Annotated in this window: 18 protein-coding genes and 1 pseudogene; 2 read left to right on the top strand and 17 right to left on the bottom strand. The window is 64.1% G+C overall.

Annotated elements, in window-relative coordinates:
- The first annotated feature begins 85 nt into the window (after positions 1-85).
- Entirely contained in the window at positions 86-1003 is a 918-nt protein-coding gene (locus tag YUU_RS0130800) for a DMT family transporter (protein ID WP_027525820.1), read from the top strand.
- Here the strand turns inward: YUU_RS0130800 and YUU_RS0130795 are convergent.
- The 16 genes from YUU_RS0130795 to YUU_RS0130720 form a co-directional block, all read right to left on the bottom strand.
- Positions 982-2040 (bottom strand): YeeE/YedE family protein, encoded by a 1059-nt coding sequence (locus YUU_RS0130795; protein WP_027525819.1) that lies wholly within the window; start codon positions 2038-2040, stop codon positions 982-984. The genes YUU_RS0130800 and YUU_RS0130795 overlap by 22 nt on opposite strands.
- 2 nt (positions 2041-2042) lie before the next feature.
- A complete protein-coding gene (locus YUU_RS0130790) occupies positions 2043-3047 on the bottom strand; it encodes a zinc-binding alcohol dehydrogenase family protein (protein WP_027525818.1) in 1005 nt (334 codons plus the stop codon).
- A 51-nt stretch (positions 3048-3098) separates the two neighbouring features.
- Positions 3099-4430 carry a phenylacetate--CoA ligase PaaK gene (paaK, locus tag YUU_RS0130785; RefSeq protein WP_027525817.1) on the bottom strand — a complete coding sequence of 444 codons (1332 nt, stop codon included), beginning with the start codon at positions 4428-4430 and terminating at the stop codon, positions 3099-3101.
- 35 nt (positions 4431-4465) lie between these two features.
- Positions 4466-4915, bottom strand: a complete 450-nt coding sequence (gene paaI / locus YUU_RS0130780) for a hydroxyphenylacetyl-CoA thioesterase PaaI (RefSeq protein ID WP_027525816.1) — start codon at positions 4913-4915, stop codon at positions 4466-4468.
- A 101-nt stretch (positions 4916-5016) separates the two neighbouring features.
- A complete protein-coding gene (gene paaE, locus YUU_RS0130775; RefSeq protein ID WP_027525815.1) occupies positions 5017-6099 on the bottom strand; it encodes a 1,2-phenylacetyl-CoA epoxidase subunit PaaE in 1083 nt (360 codons plus the stop codon).
- 2 nt (positions 6100-6101) lie between these two features.
- Positions 6102-6605: a 1,2-phenylacetyl-CoA epoxidase subunit PaaD gene (paaD, locus tag YUU_RS0130770; protein WP_027525814.1), complete on the bottom strand. Its 504-nt coding sequence runs from the start codon at positions 6603-6605 to the stop codon at positions 6102-6104.
- The gene (gene paaC / locus YUU_RS0130765; protein ID WP_027525813.1) at positions 6599-7375 is read right to left on the bottom strand and encodes a 1,2-phenylacetyl-CoA epoxidase subunit PaaC; all 777 of its coding nucleotides are present in this window, start codon (positions 7373-7375) and stop codon (positions 6599-6601) included. Before paaC ends, paaD begins: the two co-directional genes overlap by 7 nt.
- A 165-nt stretch (positions 7376-7540) precedes the next feature.
- Positions 7541-7828, bottom strand: coding sequence for a 1,2-phenylacetyl-CoA epoxidase subunit PaaB (paaB, locus tag YUU_RS0130760; protein WP_008136594.1), 288 nt, complete (start codon positions 7826-7828; stop codon positions 7541-7543).
- A 10-nt stretch (positions 7829-7838) separates the two neighbouring features.
- The gene (gene paaA / locus YUU_RS0130755) at positions 7839-8831 is read right to left on the bottom strand and encodes a 1,2-phenylacetyl-CoA epoxidase subunit PaaA (RefSeq protein ID WP_027525812.1); all 993 of its coding nucleotides are present in this window, start codon (positions 8829-8831) and stop codon (positions 7839-7841) included.
- Positions 8832-9035: 204 nt separating this feature from the next.
- Positions 9036-9902, bottom strand: coding sequence for a phenylacetic acid degradation operon negative regulatory protein PaaX (gene paaX / locus YUU_RS0130750; RefSeq protein WP_027525811.1), 867 nt, complete (start codon positions 9900-9902; stop codon positions 9036-9038).
- 171 nt (positions 9903-10073) lie between these two features.
- Positions 10074-10844, bottom strand: a complete 771-nt coding sequence (locus tag YUU_RS0130745) for a triacylglycerol lipase (protein WP_027525810.1) — start codon at positions 10842-10844, stop codon at positions 10074-10076.
- A 186-nt stretch (positions 10845-11030) separates the two neighbouring features.
- Positions 11031-12317 (bottom strand): DUF445 domain-containing protein, encoded by a 1287-nt coding sequence (locus YUU_RS0130740; RefSeq protein WP_027525809.1) that lies wholly within the window; start codon positions 12315-12317, stop codon positions 11031-11033.
- 170 nt (positions 12318-12487) lie between these two features.
- Entirely contained in the window at positions 12488-12943 is a 456-nt protein-coding gene (locus YUU_RS0130735; RefSeq protein WP_027525808.1) for a phasin, read from the bottom strand.
- A gap of 224 nt (positions 12944-13167) precedes the next feature.
- The gene (locus tag YUU_RS0130730; RefSeq protein WP_027525807.1) at positions 13168-13761 is read right to left on the bottom strand and encodes a GNAT family N-acetyltransferase; all 594 of its coding nucleotides are present in this window, start codon (positions 13759-13761) and stop codon (positions 13168-13170) included.
- A complete protein-coding gene (locus tag YUU_RS0130725; RefSeq protein ID WP_027525806.1) occupies positions 13758-14840 on the bottom strand; it encodes an alpha/beta hydrolase in 1083 nt (360 codons plus the stop codon). The genes YUU_RS0130730 and YUU_RS0130725 overlap by 4 nt, the downstream gene beginning before the upstream one ends.
- Positions 14837-15217 carry a hypothetical protein gene (locus tag YUU_RS0130720; protein WP_027525805.1) on the bottom strand — a complete coding sequence of 127 codons (381 nt, stop codon included), beginning with the start codon at positions 15215-15217 and terminating at the stop codon, positions 14837-14839. Before YUU_RS0130720 ends, YUU_RS0130725 begins: the two co-directional genes overlap by 4 nt.
- A gap of 166 nt (positions 15218-15383) precedes the next feature.
- Between YUU_RS0130720 and YUU_RS0130715 the strand changes: the two genes are divergently transcribed.
- Positions 15384-16304: an alpha/beta fold hydrolase gene (locus YUU_RS0130715; RefSeq protein WP_027525804.1), complete on the top strand. Its 921-nt coding sequence runs from the start codon at positions 15384-15386 to the stop codon at positions 16302-16304.
- Positions 16305-16317: 13 nt separating this feature from the next.
- Here the strand turns inward: YUU_RS0130715 and YUU_RS56820 are convergent.
- Positions 16318-16925 (bottom strand): annotated as a pseudogene (locus YUU_RS56820) (IS5 family transposase); the annotation flags it as partial.

The following is a 16925-nucleotide window of genomic DNA, read 5'->3' as shown; positions in this document are numbered from 1 at the left end:
CACCTTAGTTCTTTCCAATCTGGCACTTTTTTAAGTGCCAATTGCGATGCTATCTGCCGGGCTGCGCCGCTTCAAGGATCTTGCAATGAACGCCTCCCTGTCACCACGCGCAGCCATCGGCCTGTTCCTGATCGTCGTGCTGGCCTGGGGCGTGAACTGGTCGGTGACGAAGCAGCTGGTGCAGTTCGTCCCCCCGCTGTGGAGCGCGGCGATCCGGAGCTGGATCGCGCTCGTCGGCCTGTTCGTGATCCTGCGCGCGAACAACAATCTGGTGATTCCGAATCGACACGACGTCCCCGTGATCCTGAGCGTGGCGCTTTTGCATATGACGCTGTTCTCGACACTGGCCGCCGCCGGCCTGCGCTTCATTCCCGCCAGCAAGGGCATCGTGCTCGGCTATACGACACCGCTCTGGGTCGCGCTCGCGGCACCCCTGCTCGGGAAGGACACATTGAGCGCGCCGAAAGTCGGCGGAGCAATGCTGGGCCTGGCCGGGCTTGCCGTGATCCTGAACCCCTCCTCAATCGACTGGACCAATATCAATGTCCTGATCGGCGCCGGCATGGTGATCCTGGCCGCCATGTGCTGGGCGGCGAACATCATCTATCTCCGATCGCATGATTGGATCGCCTCGCCGCTCCAGCTCCTGATCTGGCAAGTGCTCGTGGCAACGGTGGTGTTGTCGATCACGGCAACGATAACGGACGGCCTGCCGCACGTGGAATGGTCATCGCGGCTCGTGCTGCTGTTCCTGTATTCGGGCCTGATCGGGACCGCGCTGGCCTATTGGGCGATGTCGATGGTCAACAAGAGCATCTCGGCCCTGACGACGTCGCTCGGCACCACGGCGACGCCAATCGTCGGCATTGCCAGTGCCGCCATCCTGCTCGGCGAGCCCATCGACATCAGCCTTGCCGTCGCGGCTACGCTGATCGTTGCCGGCATCGGCCTTGCGACACTCGCCAATCGTCCCCTGCGCAGTCAGGCGACCTTGAGAGGCTGAACGCGGAGCGCGCCGCGTAGACCGGCGGCGGTGCCGAGCAAAATGCCGGCGACCGCGACGAACGAGGCCAGCGCCAGTGTCGAGAGGCCAGTGAGCCCCTGCCCGATCGAGCAGCCGAAGGCCATGACGCCGCCGATGCCCATCAGCGCCGCGCCACCCGCCGAGCGCAGCATGTGGCGCGGCGATGAATAGCCTTCGAGCTGGAAGCGCCCCGTCGCCAGCGCAGTGACGAGGCTGCCGGCGAACACGCCGGCGACCGTGGCGATGCCGAAATTGAGCGTCAGGCCGGTCGAGAGCATGGCGTATTGCAGCGCGTCCGCAATCGGCGCGATGAAGGTCAGCGAGGTCACCGGCACTGGGTTGAAATCGTCAGCGCCGAGGAAGCCGGTGACGTACCAGCCGCCCGCGATCAGGAGACCGACGATGGCGCCTGCCGCAATCTGGCCCGGCGAGCAGCGGAACGCCGCGTGGGCAAAGGCGAACAGCGCCAGCGCGGCCGCGAGCACGGCAGCACCGAGCGTTCGCGAGGCAGCATCGCCGAGCCCGAAAGCAGACAACAGCGCCGGCAGCGAATTCGCGCCCACGGTGGTCTGCGAGGCCTGCACCAGCGCGATGCGCGCCGGCGCGATCAGGCCTTTCAGCGTCATCTGGGCGGCGATCGCCAGCACGATCACGACGACGAAGGAGCGAAGATTGCCGCGGCCGAGCAGCACCAGCGCGCGCGAGCCACAGCCGTTCGACAGCACCATGCCGTAGCCGAACAGGAGCCCGCCAAGGAACAGCACCGGCGCCGAGAAGGTCTGTTGCAGATAGATCGACTTGCCGAGATCGACCGTGCCGCTTCCGGCAAGGAACTGGCTCGCCGCGATCGCGACTGCGATCGCCAGCGCGTAGGTGCGGACCAGCCGGCCGTCGCCGTCCGCGAGGTACCCGCGCATGCTGCTCATCAGGCAGAAATCGCTGAGCAGGCCGACGGCGCCGTAGACGAGGCCGATGGCGACGCCAGCGAGGATGACGAGTTGGGTCGACGATGCCATCGTTACGGCTTCAGGATCACGCGATCGCGCGAGGAACCCGCAACGGCGGCGTAAGCCTCTTTGGCACGCTCAAGCGCATAGATCGCGCCTTCCTTAATCGGAAACGGCTTCAGCTGTCCGCTGGCAAAGCCCGGACCGAGATCGCGCAGCACTCCTCCCGTCGCGGTCGATGACAGGCCGAGCGTGTCGATGCCGACATAGGTGTGCTGGCCACGGTAAAATTCCAGGATGTTGAACTGCACGATGCGGTCGATCGCCGCGATGAGGATCTGGCGGCCACGCAAGGCGAGCGACTTGTGCGCGGCCTGGAAGTAGGGATCGCCGACCGTGTTGAAGACGATGTCCGCCCCCTTGCCGCCGGTCGCTTCGCGTACGCGCGCGGCGACATCGGTGGCGGAAGAGTCGATCACCTCGACGGGCGCGTTGGTATGGCCTTCATAGGCCTCCGCCTTGCGCACCACGCCGATCACGCGCGCGCCCTGCCAGGTCGCGATCTGCACGGCGGCCTGGCCGACCTTGCCGTTAACGCCCATCACCAGCACGGTCTCGCCCTGCTTCGGCAGGCCAGCGCGACGAAAACCTTCCATTGCGGTGACGAAGGGCACGCCGATGCCGGCGGCTTCCTCCCAGGACAGCGCCTTGGGCTTTTCCACCACGGCATCAAGCTCGACGACAAGATGGGTGGCGTGGGTGCCGTCGCGGCGGATGCCGAGGTCGCCAGAGGAGCCGAGCACCTCGCGGCCGATCGTGCCGGCCGGGCCGTCGATGACGACGCCGGCATAATCACGGCCGGGCGTTCGCGGAAACACGGCATAGGGCATCAAGCCGGTCGCAGCCTTCACGTCGGACGGGTTGACGGCGGCGGCCTTCACTTCGATCAGGACGTCGTTGGCACCACGGGCGAGCGCGTGATGCTCGACGCGAGGCGCAAGCGCCGCTGCATTCTCGGCCTTGGCATTGAGGCGCACGCAGCGCGCTTCGACGGTTTTGCTATCGGTTGCCGACATCGAAAGACCCACGATTTCTCGCGGGCCTTGTCGCCTTTGGGGCCGGTCAAGTCAATCCTTCGGACGCTTGTCGAAGAGGCGCTTCGCCTTGCCGAGCGATCGCTCCAGCGTAGCCGGCGCGACCGCCCGCACCTTGGCGGTGATGCCGATGGTGTTCTTGATGTGAGTCGATATACGCTCGGCGTGGTCGACGAGCCCGCGGCCGTCCCAGCTTTCGGGGCGCGCCTCCGCGATGATGGTCAGCTCATCCATCCGGCCCTCGCGGGTCAGTTCCATGATGAAGTGGCCTCCGCACCACTCGGTCGCGAGCAGCACCTCCTCGATCTGGGTCGGGAACAGGTTGACGCCGCGCAGGATGATCATGTCGTCCGAACGCCCCGTCACCTTCTCCATCCGCCGCATCCCCGGCCGCGCTGTGCCGGGCAGGAGGCGCGTGAGATCGCGGGTGCGATAGCGGATCACCGGGAAGGCTTCCTTGGTGAGGGAGGTGAAGACCAGCTCGCCCTTTTCGCCGTCGGGCAGCACGGCGCCGGTCTCGGGATCGATCACCTCGGGGTAGAAGTGATCCTCCCAGATGTGCAGACCGTCCTTGGTCTCGATGCATTCCTGCGCGACGCCCGGACCGATCACTTCGGACAGGCCATAGATGTCGGTCGCATCCATGTCGAAGGCCTCTTCGATCTCGCCGCGCATCGCGTTGGTCCAGGGCTCGGCGCCAAAAATCCCGACCTTGAGCGAGCATTGGCGCGGATCAAGCTTCTGGCGCTTGAACTCGTCGAGGATCGCCAAGATGTAGCTCGGCGTCACCGTGATGATGTCAGGTCGGAAATCGTTGATAAGCTGCACCTGCCGCTCGGTCATGCCGCCGGAAATCGGCACCACCGTGCAGCCGAGCTTCTCCGCGCCGTAATGGACGCCGAGGCCGCCGGTGAAGAGGCCATAGCCATAAGCGTTGTGGATGATCATGCCGGTGCGGCCACCAGCGGCACGGATCGAGCGCGCCATCACCTCTGACCAGGTGTCGATATCGGCCCTCGTGTAGCCGACGACGATCGGCTTGCCCGTCGTGCCGGAGGAGGCATGCACGCGTACGAGTTTTTCGCGGGGGACCGCGAACATGTTGAAAGGATAGTTGTCGCGCAGATCCGTCTTCACCGTAAACGGAAACTTTGCGAGATCGGACAGCTCTTTGAAATCGGACGGATGCACGCCGGCCTTGTCGAAGGCCTTGCGATAATGCGCGACGTTGTCGTAGGCGTGCTTCAGCGACCAGCCCAGGCGCTGCGTCTGCAACGCCATGATCTCGTCGCGCGAGGCGCGCTCGTGCGCGTCCATCTCGGCACTATAGGCGTTTCCACCTGCCTTCAGCCTGGTCAGAGCCATCCTCGCTTCCCCACATCATTTGTTTGTTCTTGTGCTCACTGATCTTGCGTCGGCAGCCACGTGCCGCGAATGACACGCGAATGCCCACGGAATTCGGCGATGACGATGTCGCCGGCGGTGACGCGCACGTCATAGATGCCGGAACGGCCGCTGCGGGCGACTTCGCGTGCTCTTGCGACGAGACGATCGCCAAGCCTGCCTGGCTTGATGAAAGTGATCTGCCCCTGCGCCGCGACCACGCGTTCATTGTGCGAGTTGCAGGCGAACGCGAAGGCGGAATCGGCAAGCGTGAAGATGAAGCCACCATGGGCAATGCGCTGGCCGTTGACCATGTCCGGCCGCACCGTCATCGCCAGCGTCGCAAAGCCCGGGCCGATCTCGACGATCTCCATGCCGAGATCTTTCGAGGCGTCGTCCTCCGCCCACATCGCATCGGCGCAGGCGCGGGCGATGTCTTCCGGTGACAGGGCTGCTTTGACATTCACTTGCGTCTCCCACCTGTTCTTTTGCGCGCGATGTTCTGCCGATCGCTCAAGACTGTCAAATAATGCGACGCATTTGCATCATCAGGTTCTGATGCAGCCCCTCAGACATGGTCGTAGTCGACCACGACCCGCTCGGACGAGGGTTTTGCCTGGCAGGTCAGTACGAACCCCGCCTTCAGCTCCCAGGGCTCCAGCGAATAGTTGATGTCCATCGGCGCCTCGCCCTCGACCAGCTTGGCGCGGCAGGTCGAGCACATGCCGCCCTTGCAGGCGAAGGGCAGATCGACGCCGGCGCGCAGCGCGGCATCGAGGATCGCTTCGTCCTCGGCGACCGGAACATCGCGGCGCTTGCCGTCGATGATCAGCGACGCGATGGCCTTCGGCGGCGCATCGGCTGCGACCGCCTTCTTCGGACGCGGCTTGCCGCCGAACTCGGACACGAAACGTTCGACGTGAATGCGATCATCCGCAATGCCGAGGTCGCGGCAGGTCGCCTCGATCTCCTCGCTCATGCCAGACGGACCGCAGACGAAGACGTGATCGACGCTTGCGGCCGAGACCAGCGAGCGCAGCAGCACCCTCACCCTCTCGCCGTCGAGCCGGCCATGCAGGATCGGGATATCCTGCTCCTCGCCCGAGATGACGTGGAAGATCGAGAGGCGATCGATGAAGCGGTCCTTGAGTTCCTCGAGCGCCTCCAGGAACATGATGTTGTCGGTCGCCCGGTTGCCGTAGAACAGGAAGAAGCGGCTCTTGGGCTCGCGCGCCAGCACGCCCTTGACGATCGACAGGATCGGCGTGATGCCGGAGCCTGCGGCAAAGCCGACATGGACACGCGCGGTGTCGCCTTGCGGGATCGCACCGAAGCGGCCGGTCGGCGTCATCACGTCGAGCTCATCGCCGCACTTCAATTCGTCGGCCGCCCAATTCGAAAACGCGCCGCCGTCGACCTTCTTCACGGCGATGCGAAGCTCGCCGTCGTCAGGACCCGAGCAGATCGAATAGGAGCGGCGCACCTCCTCGCCTTCGAGCATGGTGCGGAGCGTCAGATACTGGCCGGGCGTGAAGGCATAGTCGCTGGCGAGCTCGCCCGGAATGGCGAAGGTCATCGACACCGCGTCGGAGGCCTCGCGGCGGAGGTCGTTGACGGCGAGACGATGAAAACGTGGTGCGGCTGCGGACATGGTCAATGACACTTGAAGTAGTCGAACGGTTCGCGGCACGACTTGCAGCGCCAGAGCGCCTTGCAGGAGGTCGAGCCGAATTCGGACAACAGCTCGGTATTCTCCGAGCCGCATTGCGGGCATGCGACCGCCTGCTCGCCGAACAGCGCGCGGCGCGAACCAGAGGCTTGCGGCGGCGCGATGCCGTAGGCGCGGAGCTTTTGGCGGCCCTCCTCGCTCATCCAGTCGGTGGTCCAGGCGGGCGACAGCACGGTGCGCACTTTTGGGCGATGGAAGCCGGCGCGTTCCAGCGCCAGTTCGATCTCGAGCGCGATCATGTTCATCGCGGGGCAGCCTGAATAGGTCGGGGTGATCGCGACCTCGACGTGATCGCCGCGAAGCGCAACATCACGCAGCACGCCGAGATCGGCAATGGTCAATACCGGAATCTCCGGATCGACCACGCTTGCCGCCGCGTCCCATGCGCGCTGGCGCAGATCGCTCTTGCTGTCGAGCGCCGTCACCATGTCAGCCCCGGGAAGGTGCGCTGCATCGATTGCAGCTCGCTGAGGAGATGGCCGAGATGCTCGCTGTGCCGGCCGGCGCGGCCGCCCTGCTGCATCCAGTTGTTTTGCGGCAGCGAGAGCGTCGCCTCGCTGGCGACATTGGCGAGCGTCGTCAGCCAACGGTCGCGCAACGTTGCGGGATCGATCGCGATGCCCACATCGATCAAGGTTCGCTCGCCGTCGTCGACGGCAAACATCTCGCTGGTGAAGGACCAGAGATGATCGATCGCTCCTTGCGCACGCGCGTGGCTCTCCTCGGTGCCGTCACCGAGCCGGATGATCCACTCCGAGGCATGGCGCAAATGATAGGCGCTTTCCTTCTCGGACTTGGCGGCAATGGCTGCGAGCGTTGCGTCGCGCGAGGTCATCATCGCCCGCCAGTAGAGATCGGCGAAGGCGGAATAGAAGAACTGCCGCACCAGGGTCTGGGCGAAATCGCCGTTCGGCTGCTCGACCAGCAGCAGGTTGCGGTACTGGCGAACATCGCGCAAGTAAGCGAACTTGTCCTCGTCATTGTCCTTGCCTTCAACCTTGGCCGCATAGGTGTAGAGCTCGCGGGCCTGGCCGATGAGGTCAAGCGCGATGTTGGAGAGCGCCATATCCTCTTCCAGCATCGGCGCGTGCCCGCACCATTCCGACAGCCTATGGCCGAGGATCAGCGCATCGTCGGCGCGGCGCAGCGTGTAGAGCACGAGCGGTGTCTCGGAGACCTGGATGTTGGCGACTGGCATCTGTTCAATCCACCTTGCCACTTGTTCCAACCTCATCCTGACGAGGCGCGAAGCGCCGTCTCGAAGGATGGGCCGCGCGTCACGGGCCTTCATGGTTCGCCCGGCGATGCGAAGCATCTTCCGGAGACGCCGCTTCGCGGCTCCTCACCATGAGGGTTGAGAGAGCTACATGTGCCCGACTTCTTCCGGCACCTCGTAAAACGTCGGATGCCGGTAGATCTTGGATTCCGCAGGCTCGAACATCATGCCCTTCTCGGCGGGATCGCTCGCCGTAATGGCAGTGGACGGCACCACCCAAATCGACAGGCCCTCGCCGCGACGGGTGTAGATGTCGCGCGCGGCTTGCAGCGCCATGGTGGCATCGCTCGCATGCAGCGAGCCGACATGCTTGTGCGCGAGCCCGTTGCGGCTACGAATGAAGACTTCCCACAGCGGTGTGTTCGGCGTGGCCATCGTGATCTCCCTACTCCGCAGCTTGCGCGGTCTGGCGGTGCTGGCGTTTCGCTGCATAGCTAGCTGCCGCCTCGCGCACCCAGGCGCCGTCGTCATGCGCCTTGCGGCGCGCGGCGATGCGGTCGCGGTTGCAGGGGCCGTTGCCGGCGAGCACCTGCTTGAATTCGGTCCAGTCGATCTCGCTGTAGCGCCAGTGTCCGTCGGCATCCTGCGTCATGGCGGGATCGGGAATGGTCAGCCCGAGATATTGGGCCTGCGGCACCGTGGCATCGACGAACTTCTGCCGCAGCTCGTCATTGGAGAAGCGCTTAATCTTCCATCTCGTCGAGGTGTCGCTGTGCTGGCTTGCTGCATCGGGCGGGCCGAACATCATCAGCACCGGCCACCACCAGCGGTTCAATGCGTCCTGCGCCATCGCCTTCTGCTCGTCCGAGCCGCGGCACAGCGTCAGCATGATCTCGTAGCCCTGGCGCTGGTGGAAGGACTCCTCCTTGCAGACGCGGATCATCGCGCGCGCGTAGGGACCATACGAGCAGCGGCACAGCGGGATCTGGTTCATGATCGCAGCGCCGTCGACCAGCCAGCCGATGGTACCAATGTCCGCCCAGGTCAGCGTCGGATAGTTGAAGATCGAGGAGTACTTGGCCTTGCCGGCGAGCATCGCATCGACCAGCTCCTCGCGCGAGGAGCCGAGCGTCTCGGCAGCGGCATAGAGATAGAGCCCGTGGCCGCATTCGTCCTGCACTTTTGCGAGCAACGCCGCCTTACGCCGCAGCGTCGGCGCGCGGGTGATCCAGTTGCCTTCGGGCAGCATGCCGACGATTTCGGAATGGGCGTGCTGGGAGATCTGCCGGGTAAGCGTCTTGCGGTAGGCCGCAGGCATCCAGTCGTTCGGCTCGATGCGCTCCTCGGCATCGATCCGCGCCTGGAATTGCGCAGCCTTGGCGGCATCCTCGAGGCCGCGATCGTCGGCCTCGGCCGTGTTCAGCGCCTGGGTGTACATGCGCATCCTCCCGATTTATTGGGAGGCAATATATAACAAAAATTAGATCATGCAAGATATTTCTGTAACATAAAATCCAATGCATGATCCGGAAAAGTGCGAAGCGGTTTTCCCTCGCGACAAACGCGGAACACGTTTGCGCGGAGATCATGCGCAAACAATAACCTGAAGCGCGATGACGATTTATCCCAATCGCACCGCGCTTTAGGCGCCGAACCTCCGTTCCAGCAGCTTCCGCGCCGCGGGGAGCGTCCCCTTTTCATTGGTTCCGTGGTCATCAAGCCATTGTTCCGACCGGACCAGGAGCGCGCGATAGATCTCGCCGCAGAGCTCGCGAGCCGCCCTGCCCGGCCAGTCCGCCGGCAGCAATTCGCCCGGCAGCAGCGGATCGCGCAGCACCACGCGGCGATAATAGTGGATCAAGAGCATGCGCGCGGTGAAGGCGTCGGCGTCAGAGAGGTCAGTGCCGCGCGCAATCGCGGTGCGCAGCGGCTCGAACATCTTCATGAATTTCAGATAGGCATCGGCCGTACGATCGAGCGGCCAGCTCGCGCTGAGCAGGCGGCGGCCGCTGTCATCCTCGGCCGAGACCTCGAGGCGGATCGCACCGGCAGCCTCGTCAGGCACCGGCACGCCCGATGGCGCGACCCACACGCCCGGCAGCGGACTGCCGAAGCCGGCATTGCGCAGCGCCTCACGCGAGGCGTCGCGGTCCTCGCCGTTGCCGATCAGCAGCAGCTCGAAGCGGCCGGTCCAGTCGGATGGCGGCGGATCGTAGATGTGGCGCGTCGCGGCCTCGAAGGTCTGGCGCCCCTTTTCGGCGAGGCGATAAAAGCTGTTGCGTCCGACCTTTTCGCGCGTGAGCCAGCCGTCGGCGGCAAGCCGCGACATCGCAGTGCGAACGACGCCGCTGTCGATGTCGAGACCTGCAAAGAATTCGAGCAGCGTGCCGAGCCACACCGAGCCGCCGCGCGGCACGATGGCATCGCCGAACACGGTGATGACGATGGAGCCGGTGCGCGACGGCTCGCGCTTGAGCTGGTCGATGATGCGGGAAAGCGGATGCGCCATGCGAGAGGCATAGCGCGATTTGCGCTAATGCCAAAGCCGGGCTCGATCCTTCGAGACGGCGCTTCGCGCCTCCTCAGGATGAGGTCGAACAGCTATCGCGAGGATTCAGGTCTCAAGCCCTCATGGTGAGGAGCGCGGCAGCGCCGCGCGTCTCGAACCATACAGGCCCGCTCAGCGATGCGGATCGGGGTAAACCAGGCTGCGCCAGCCGCCGCGATCGAAGGGCTGCCACTGGCCCTCCTTCTGCGCCAGACGATCAGCCACCGCGTAAACGGCGGCGGGGTGATGTCCCATGCCGCAATGGCTGCTCTCGACCTCGATGCTCTCGGTCTGCGCGCCCGTCTTCTCCATGCAGCCCTGCCAGGCGCAGACGCCGTCGGTGCGGCTGAAGATCGCGGTGGTCGGCACCGGCGGCGGGACGGAGAGCTCGCCGCCGAAGCGCGGATCGACTTCGTCGGCTTTACGACCGCTCGCCCATTCATAGACGCGCCAGGCATTGGTCGAGCGCGGATCGCCGGCAAAGGGGCTGCCTAGCGTGATCACCTGACGCACGCGCTCCGGCATCATCTTGGCAAGCTGGCGCGCGTAGAGACCCCCTAAGCTCCAGCCGACCAGGCTGATCTTGCGACCATGGGTATCGTTGAGCCCCTGGACGAGATCGACCATCGCATCCTGGACGCCCAGACGCAGGCCATAGTTGCGGCCCTGGCGCCAGCCGCTGACGGCATAGCCCTTGCCCTTGAGGAACGAGCGCAGCGGCCGCGTCGAGGCGTCCGACGCAACAAGGCCGGGCAACACCAGCACCGGGTGGCCGTCGCCGCGCGGCGCGAGGCTGAGCAGTGGCAGCGCGCCGAGGAAGGCGCCGAGTTCGTGGATCGCCCGCCCCTCCAGAAACATCAGGGTGCGGGACGGCGGGCGCAGCGTCTGGGCAGTAGCGGTCATCAACGTTTCCTCTGAAGGCACCGGCCGCGATGCCGGTCGATGGGCATGAATTGCAAGACGCCGGCTTCTTGATCGTTCCGCAGCGCAACATGAATCAGCTAGGCGGCCGGTTCCCGACATTCAAGCCGGTACAAACGGGAGCGACAATAGGTCCGCGCGTTAATGCTAACGGCCGTGACGCAAAAGTCACAGCAGCCGGAGCAGGAATTCTGCGGAGTAGAGCGCAAGGCCTGCGAGCCCGCCGATCAGCGAGCCGTTGAAGCGGATGTATTGCAGGTCGCGGCCGATGTTGATTTCGATCAGCGAAATCAACTGCGTCATATTCCACGACTTGACCTGGTCGGAGATGAAGGTCGAGACGCCGCTCTTCTGGTCGGCGACGAAGCTGCGCAGCACCGTGACCAGGCCCTTGTTGATCTCGCCGCGCAGCTCAGTGTCGCCGGCGAGCGCCTCTCCCGCCGCGACGAACATGCCGGCGAGATGATGCTGAAGTACCTGGGTCTCGCCGGAGGCGCTACGTTCGATGAAGGCGCGCGTGTTGGCCCACACCGTGCGCGCAAGATCCGCAAGCTCGGGCCGCGCCAAGAGATCCCGCTTCAGACCGTCGATGCGGTCAATATAGGTCTGGTCGGTGCCGAGCCGGTCGACGAAGGTCAGCACCATGCGATCGAACTCGCCGCGAAACGGATGCTTGGGATCGCTGCGCACCTCCTCGAAGAAGGCGCTCGCAGATGCCACGATCTTGTTCACCAGAAACTTGTCGGCGCGATAGAGCCTGAGCAGGGTCGGCAATTCCGCGCGCACCTTCTCGCGGATCATCGCCATTGTCTCCTTCCCCGTCAGCGTGTCGTGCATGACGCGCAGGAGATCGTCGAACAGCCCCTGGTGCCGCCCCTCCGCAACGAAGCCGCGCAGCGTGCCGGCCGCGAGCGGCGCGAGGTCGATGGCCTGCAGTTGCGAAGACATGCGGCGGATGATGAAGGTCATCAGGCCCGAGCTTTCCGTTGCGGAGAAAGCCTCCGGCAACAGCCGCAACGCAAAGCGCGCGAGGTCGTCGCTGCGCTTGCGGTCACGCAGCCAGTCGGCGACGAAGGAGCCGAAGTCGATCTCCTTCAGCTTCGCCTCGACCGGACCCGCCTCGAGGAAATGCACCTGGATGAATTCGCCGAGCTTGTCGGCGATGCGAGCCTGGTTGCTCTGGATGATCGCGGTGTGCGGAATTGGCAGGCCGAGAGGCCGCTTGAACAGCGCGACCACGGCGTACCAGTCGGCAAGGCCACCGATCGTCGCGGCTTCCGCGAAGGCCGCGATGAAGCCGAATACGGGGTGCACGTTGAGCAGCCATTTCGCGACCACGAACAGCGCGAGCGTCGAGGCCAGCACGAACGTCGCCAGCGCCTTGACGCGGCGCAGCTCGGCCGCGCGTTCGGCGTCGCCGGGGGCATCGAAGGAGAAGGTGCCTGATAGAGTCATGACTACATCACAGTACTCCGTCATTGCGAGCGAAGCGAAGCAATCCAGAATCTTCCCGCGGAAAGACTCTGGATAGCTTCGTCGCTTCGCTCCTCGCAATGACAGTAGTACAAAAAACAAGGCCCGCCGAAGCGGGCCTCAAATTCAGTTTGTCGACGCGAGCGCACACATCAGGCGGTCTTGTTGTAGACCTTCGCGAAATTGTCCTGAGCGGACTTCGCGCCGTTGGCGGCGAGCTTGCCGAGATAGTCGGTGGTCGCCTTGGCGCGCGAGACGAACGCTTCGCCGCGCGAACGGAGCAGGCTGGACTGGATCTCGACGGCTTCGCTGACCGACTTGGCCGAAGCGAGCTTGTCGATGCCGGAGAAGAACGCCTCGGCGTCCTCGTAGATCGCCTGCTGGATGTTGCGGCTGATCTTGCCGGCCTCGGTGACGGACTCAGCAACCGCGTTCTCGATGGCGGCGGTCACCCGCTCGGAGCCAGCGAAAACTTCGGCAGCACGATCCTTGGCGGTGTTGGCAGTCTTCTTGACGAATTCGCGGGCAGCCTCGGGAACTTCCAGGTTCTGGATGTTCTTGAACGCGTCCTTGAAGCCCTCGAAAGCGGTGTTGGTTTCGGTCGTCATGGGGTCTCTCCATCCTCAATTGTCTGAGCTATGGGCTCACCCCGTCCGGATTGGCCCGGGGCACGGCTTATATGACACAGTTAATTGTGCGTCGCAACATTCCTGTTGCACTGCGATATCACGAAATCGTGAACAGCCTTAATGGGAGGCATCATGATGCCTCCTTGGCCATTTCGGGAGCTGATGCAGGGCCTTGCTGCCTGCCTAAGGGCTGGACGGCGCTCTTAGTGCTCGACGGCGCTTGGCAGCCCGTAGGCCTCCATCTGGGCCTGGACCTGCGCGATGTTGTGCCCGAGCACGACGATGTCATGGGTCTTGCCGTCGACGTCCCGGACGTGGTCGCGCAGCAGCGCCTCGGCCTTGAAGCCGAGGCTCTCGAACAGGGCGATCGCCGCCTGCTGGTCAACCGTCATCTGGACCGAGAGCTTTTCGAGGCCGGCACCGAGGGCGAGCGCAAAGGTCTCCTGCGACAACGCCCGCCCGACCCCCTTCCCGCGGACGTCCTGCGACACCACCATCCGGATCTCGCCGACATGGGGCGACCAGGAATGGGGATCGCGCACCAGCGTGCCGCAACCGACGACCTTGCTGTCCTTCACCGCGAGCAGGCTCTGAATCGCGCCGCGCTCGATCTCCTTGACCCAGGCCGACAGCACCTTCGGCTCGCTGATGTTGCGCGGCAGGAACAGGAGATCATGCGTCGGCAGCTCCTTGCCGAAGGTGAGCACGGCGGATTCATCTGCCGGGGACATCAGGCGCATCTCGACGTCTCCAGCATCCGTCTTGACGCGACGCGGATAGGAACGCGCTTCACTCATGTCGATCTCTTCCCCAGCCAGGTATCCAGTTTCGGCCACAGCCGTTTGATCGCGTTGGCGCCGGCGACGAGCGAGACGTGGCCGCCCTTCAGCATCACCTCTTCCTTGTCCTCGGACCCGATCTTCGTGATCAGATGCTTTGCGGCGTCATATGGCACGATGTGATCGTGCTCAGCGACCGCATGCAGGATCGGCACCTTGATGTCTTCGAGCTTTGCCGCGCGTCCCCCCACCGACATGGTGTCATTGAAGAGCTTGTTGTCCCACATCAGGTCCTTGGTGATGGCGCGGAAATATTCGCCGGCGAGCGGCAGCGTGTCGGTCGCCCAGCGGTCGAACATCCGGTAGGATTTGACGAACTCGTCGTTCCAGATGTTCTCCCAGAGCTGGATCTGGCTCACCGTGCGCGAGGCGGGGCGCAGCATCTCGAAGGAGGAGAGAATCATCTCGGGCGGAACGTTGCCGACGCTGTCGACGAGCCGGTCGACGTCGAAATAGCGGCGGTCGGAAAAATTCGAGAACAGCTTCATCTCGCGAAAATCGATCGGCGTGGTGAAGCAGATCAGATTTTTCATCGGCCCATCCCGAAAGATCGAGCCGTAGAGCAGCGACAGCACGCCGCCGAAGCAATAACCGATCACGGAGACGTCCTGCTCGCCGGAATCCTGTTGCACGCGGCGAACGCAATCCGGGATGAAGTCGAGGACATAGTCCTCCATCGCCAGGCTCTTCTCCTCCGGCCGCGGCGCGGTCCAGTCCAGCATGTAGACGTCGTAGCCGCGCTTCAAAAGGAACTCGATAAAACTCTGGCCCGGCACGAGATCGAGGATGTAGCCGCGGTTGGTGGTGGCCATCACGATCAGCACTGGAACGCGGTAGATCTCCTCCGACATCGGGCGGTAGTGATAGAGGCTCATCGTGCCGCGCGAATGCAGCACGTCCTTCGGCGTCGACCCGAGCGTGGGCCCTGAGGTCGAGAAATATTCGACGCCCTTGATGCTGCGCATGATGGCACGCTGCACCTCGGACTGGATGCGCTCCGGGATCGATGCGAAATCAAGTCCCGTCGGCGCGTTCATTTCGACTCTCCGCTCTCGGGCGGCGGGCGCTTCGTGCGCGGCGGCCGGGGCGCTGCGCCTGCTGGCGACGTGCCTGACGAGGCCGACATCTGGCTGAGCATGGACTTGATCTCGCCTAGCTGGCCCTCGATGGATTGCAGCCGTTCGGCAATGCCGGTCATCTGCTCGCGGCTCGGCAGATTCATCGAGAGAAGATACTTCTCCATGACATCGCCGAACTGCTTCTGAGCACCCGCAGCAACGCCGCCGGCCCGGTTCATGGCCTGCGAGAATTCGGGTGTCTCCATCGCATTGGTAGCAAACGAGTTGAAGCCTTTCTCCATCTCGCCAATCATCTTCTGCCACAAGGCGACCGGATCGTTGATCTTGTCGGTCATCGGCGTCCTCCAGCTCGAGGGCTCTTGCCCTTCTTTTCCCGCCATACCACACCGTTGTGACGGGCGGGTCAACCCACGAGCGGCGGCCTGATGTCGCGCACGCGGCTTCTTTGCGGCGGCAAACCGTGCGATACAACGCTGACTGCCAGCAAGGGGGAACGGGCCCGTGAATGCTTCCGCTCATCAGCCGCCGCAGATCGTCCGCGCCAACGGCATCGACATCTGCTACGAGATTTTCGGCAACGACAACGCCGAGCCTCTGCTGCTGATCATGGGGTTAGGCGCCCAGATGATCCACTGGGACGACGCGTTCTGCGAACAGCTCGCCGCCCGCGGCTTTCGCGTGATCCGCTTCGACAATCGCGACATCGGCAAGTCCAGCCATCTGACCGGCGGCAAGCGGCTGACGCCGTTAGAGCTGTTGAAGCTGCGCTTCCTGAAGATTCCGGTGGCCGCCACATACAAGCTGATCGACATGGCCAGGGACACGGTCGGACTGATGGATGCGCTCGGAATCAAGTCGACGCATCTCGTCGGCGCCTCGATGGGGGGCATGATCGCGCAGGAAATCACGCTGTCGTTTCCGCAGCGCGTGCGCTCGCTCACCTCGATCATGTCGACGACGGGCAATCCGCGCGTGCCGCCGCCGACGCGCGAGGCGGCTGCCATGCTGATGGCGCCGCCACCGCGCAGCAAGGAGGAATTCATCGTGCGCTATGGCGAGACCTGGAAGGTGCTGCGCGCCGGCCATTTTCCGGAGGAAGAGGCGCTCGATCCCGGCCGCGCCGAACGCGTATTCGCACGCGGGCTGAATCCGGCCGGCGTCGGGCGGCAGTTGCGCGCCGTGCTCGCCTCCGGCAGCCGCAAGGAGCGCTTGCACAGCGTGAAGACGCCGACGCTGGTCATCCACGGCACGGTGGATCCGCTGGTGCGCCCCGAAGGCGGCAAGGACACCGCGGCATCGATACCCAACGCAACACTTCTGATGATCGACGGCATGGGTCACGCACTACCAATGCGCTTCTGGCCGCAAATCATCGACGCCGTCGACAAGCACGCGCATGGGGCGGCGGCAAAGGCGGCCTAGGTCGTGTGGACACTTATCGCAGCCAAAGCACGGTGGCTGCGATGGTGACGATGGCAAGGTAGTTTCGGGCAGTCTTTTCGAAGCGGGTTGCGACACGGCGGAACTGCTTGAGCTTGCTGAAGCAGCATTCGACGGGATGGCGCTGGGCATAGAAATGCTTGTCGAGCGGATGCTTGAGCGCACGTGACGGGTTGTTTGGGATGACGGCGAGCGCGCCCTTGGCTGCGATGGCCTGGCGCAAGTGATCCGCGTCATAGGCCGTATCGGCCATGACGACCTCGGCGGGCAATCCCTCGATCAATGTGGCGGCTTGCGGTGCATCGCCCTTCTGGCCTGCGGTAAGCGTGAACCGCACGGGACATCCCAAACCTCGAACGGCCATATGTATCTTGGTGCTTAAGCCACCGCGCGAGCGCCCGATCGCTTGATCTTCAGACCCCCTTTTTTCGCGCCGGCGGCGTGCTGATGCGCCCGGACGATGGTGGAATCGACGATCAGATATTCGAAGTCCGGATCATCAGACATCGCCTCGAAGATCCGCCACCAGACACCCTTACGGCTCCATCGACTGAAGCGCCGGAACACGCTGTTCCAATCCCCGAACGCCTCCGGAAGATCACG

The organism is Bradyrhizobium sp. Ec3.3 (assembly GCF_000472925.1).
Lineage (GTDB): Bacteria > Pseudomonadota > Alphaproteobacteria > Rhizobiales > Xanthobacteraceae > Bradyrhizobium.
This window is presented reverse-complemented; position numbering and strand designations above follow the sequence as displayed.

What these genes read in the sequence shown, in the direction of transcription:
- YUU_RS0130800 (WP_027525820.1), top strand. Translation starts at nt 86, where the DNA reads ATGAACGCCTCCCTGTCACCACGCGCAGCCATCGGCCTGTTCCTGATC.
- YUU_RS0130795 (WP_027525819.1), bottom strand. Translation starts at nt 2,040, where the DNA reads ATGGCATCGTCGACCCAACTCGTCATCCTCGCTGGCGTCGCCATCGGC.
- YUU_RS0130790 (WP_027525818.1), bottom strand. Translation starts at nt 3,047, where the DNA reads ATGTCGGCAACCGATAGCAAAACCGTCGAAGCGCGCTGCGTGCGCCTC.
- paaK (WP_027525817.1), bottom strand. Translation starts at nt 4,430, where the DNA reads ATGGCTCTGACCAGGCTGAAGGCAGGTGGAAACGCCTATAGTGCCGAG.
- paaE (WP_027525815.1), bottom strand. Translation starts at nt 6,099, where the DNA reads ATGTCCGCAGCCGCACCACGTTTTCATCGTCTCGCCGTCAACGACCTC.
- paaD (WP_027525814.1), bottom strand. Translation starts at nt 6,605, where the DNA reads ATGGTGACGGCGCTCGACAGCAAGAGCGATCTGCGCCAGCGCGCATGG.
- paaC (WP_027525813.1), bottom strand. Translation starts at nt 7,375, where the DNA reads ATGCCAGTCGCCAACATCCAGGTCTCCGAGACACCGCTCGTGCTCTAC.
- paaB (WP_008136594.1), bottom strand. Translation starts at nt 7,828, where the DNA reads ATGGCCACGCCGAACACACCGCTGTGGGAAGTCTTCATTCGTAGCCGC.
- paaA (WP_027525812.1), bottom strand. Translation starts at nt 8,831, where the DNA reads ATGTACACCCAGGCGCTGAACACGGCCGAGGCCGACGATCGCGGCCTC.
- paaX (WP_027525811.1), bottom strand. Translation starts at nt 9,902, where the DNA reads ATGGCGCATCCGCTTTCCCGCATCATCGACCAGCTCAAGCGCGAGCCG.
- YUU_RS0130745 (WP_027525810.1), bottom strand. Translation starts at nt 10,844, where the DNA reads ATGACCGCTACTGCCCAGACGCTGCGCCCGCCGTCCCGCACCCTGATG.
- YUU_RS0130740 (WP_027525809.1), bottom strand. Translation starts at nt 12,317, where the DNA reads ATGACTCTATCAGGCACCTTCTCCTTCGATGCCCCCGGCGACGCCGAA.
- YUU_RS0130735 (WP_027525808.1), bottom strand. Translation starts at nt 12,943, where the DNA reads ATGACGACCGAAACCAACACCGCTTTCGAGGGCTTCAAGGACGCGTTC.
- YUU_RS0130730 (WP_027525807.1), bottom strand. Translation starts at nt 13,761, where the DNA reads ATGAGTGAAGCGCGTTCCTATCCGCGTCGCGTCAAGACGGATGCTGGA.
- YUU_RS0130725 (WP_027525806.1), bottom strand. Translation starts at nt 14,840, where the DNA reads ATGAACGCGCCGACGGGACTTGATTTCGCATCGATCCCGGAGCGCATC.
- YUU_RS0130720 (WP_027525805.1), bottom strand. Translation starts at nt 15,217, where the DNA reads ATGACCGACAAGATCAACGATCCGGTCGCCTTGTGGCAGAAGATGATT.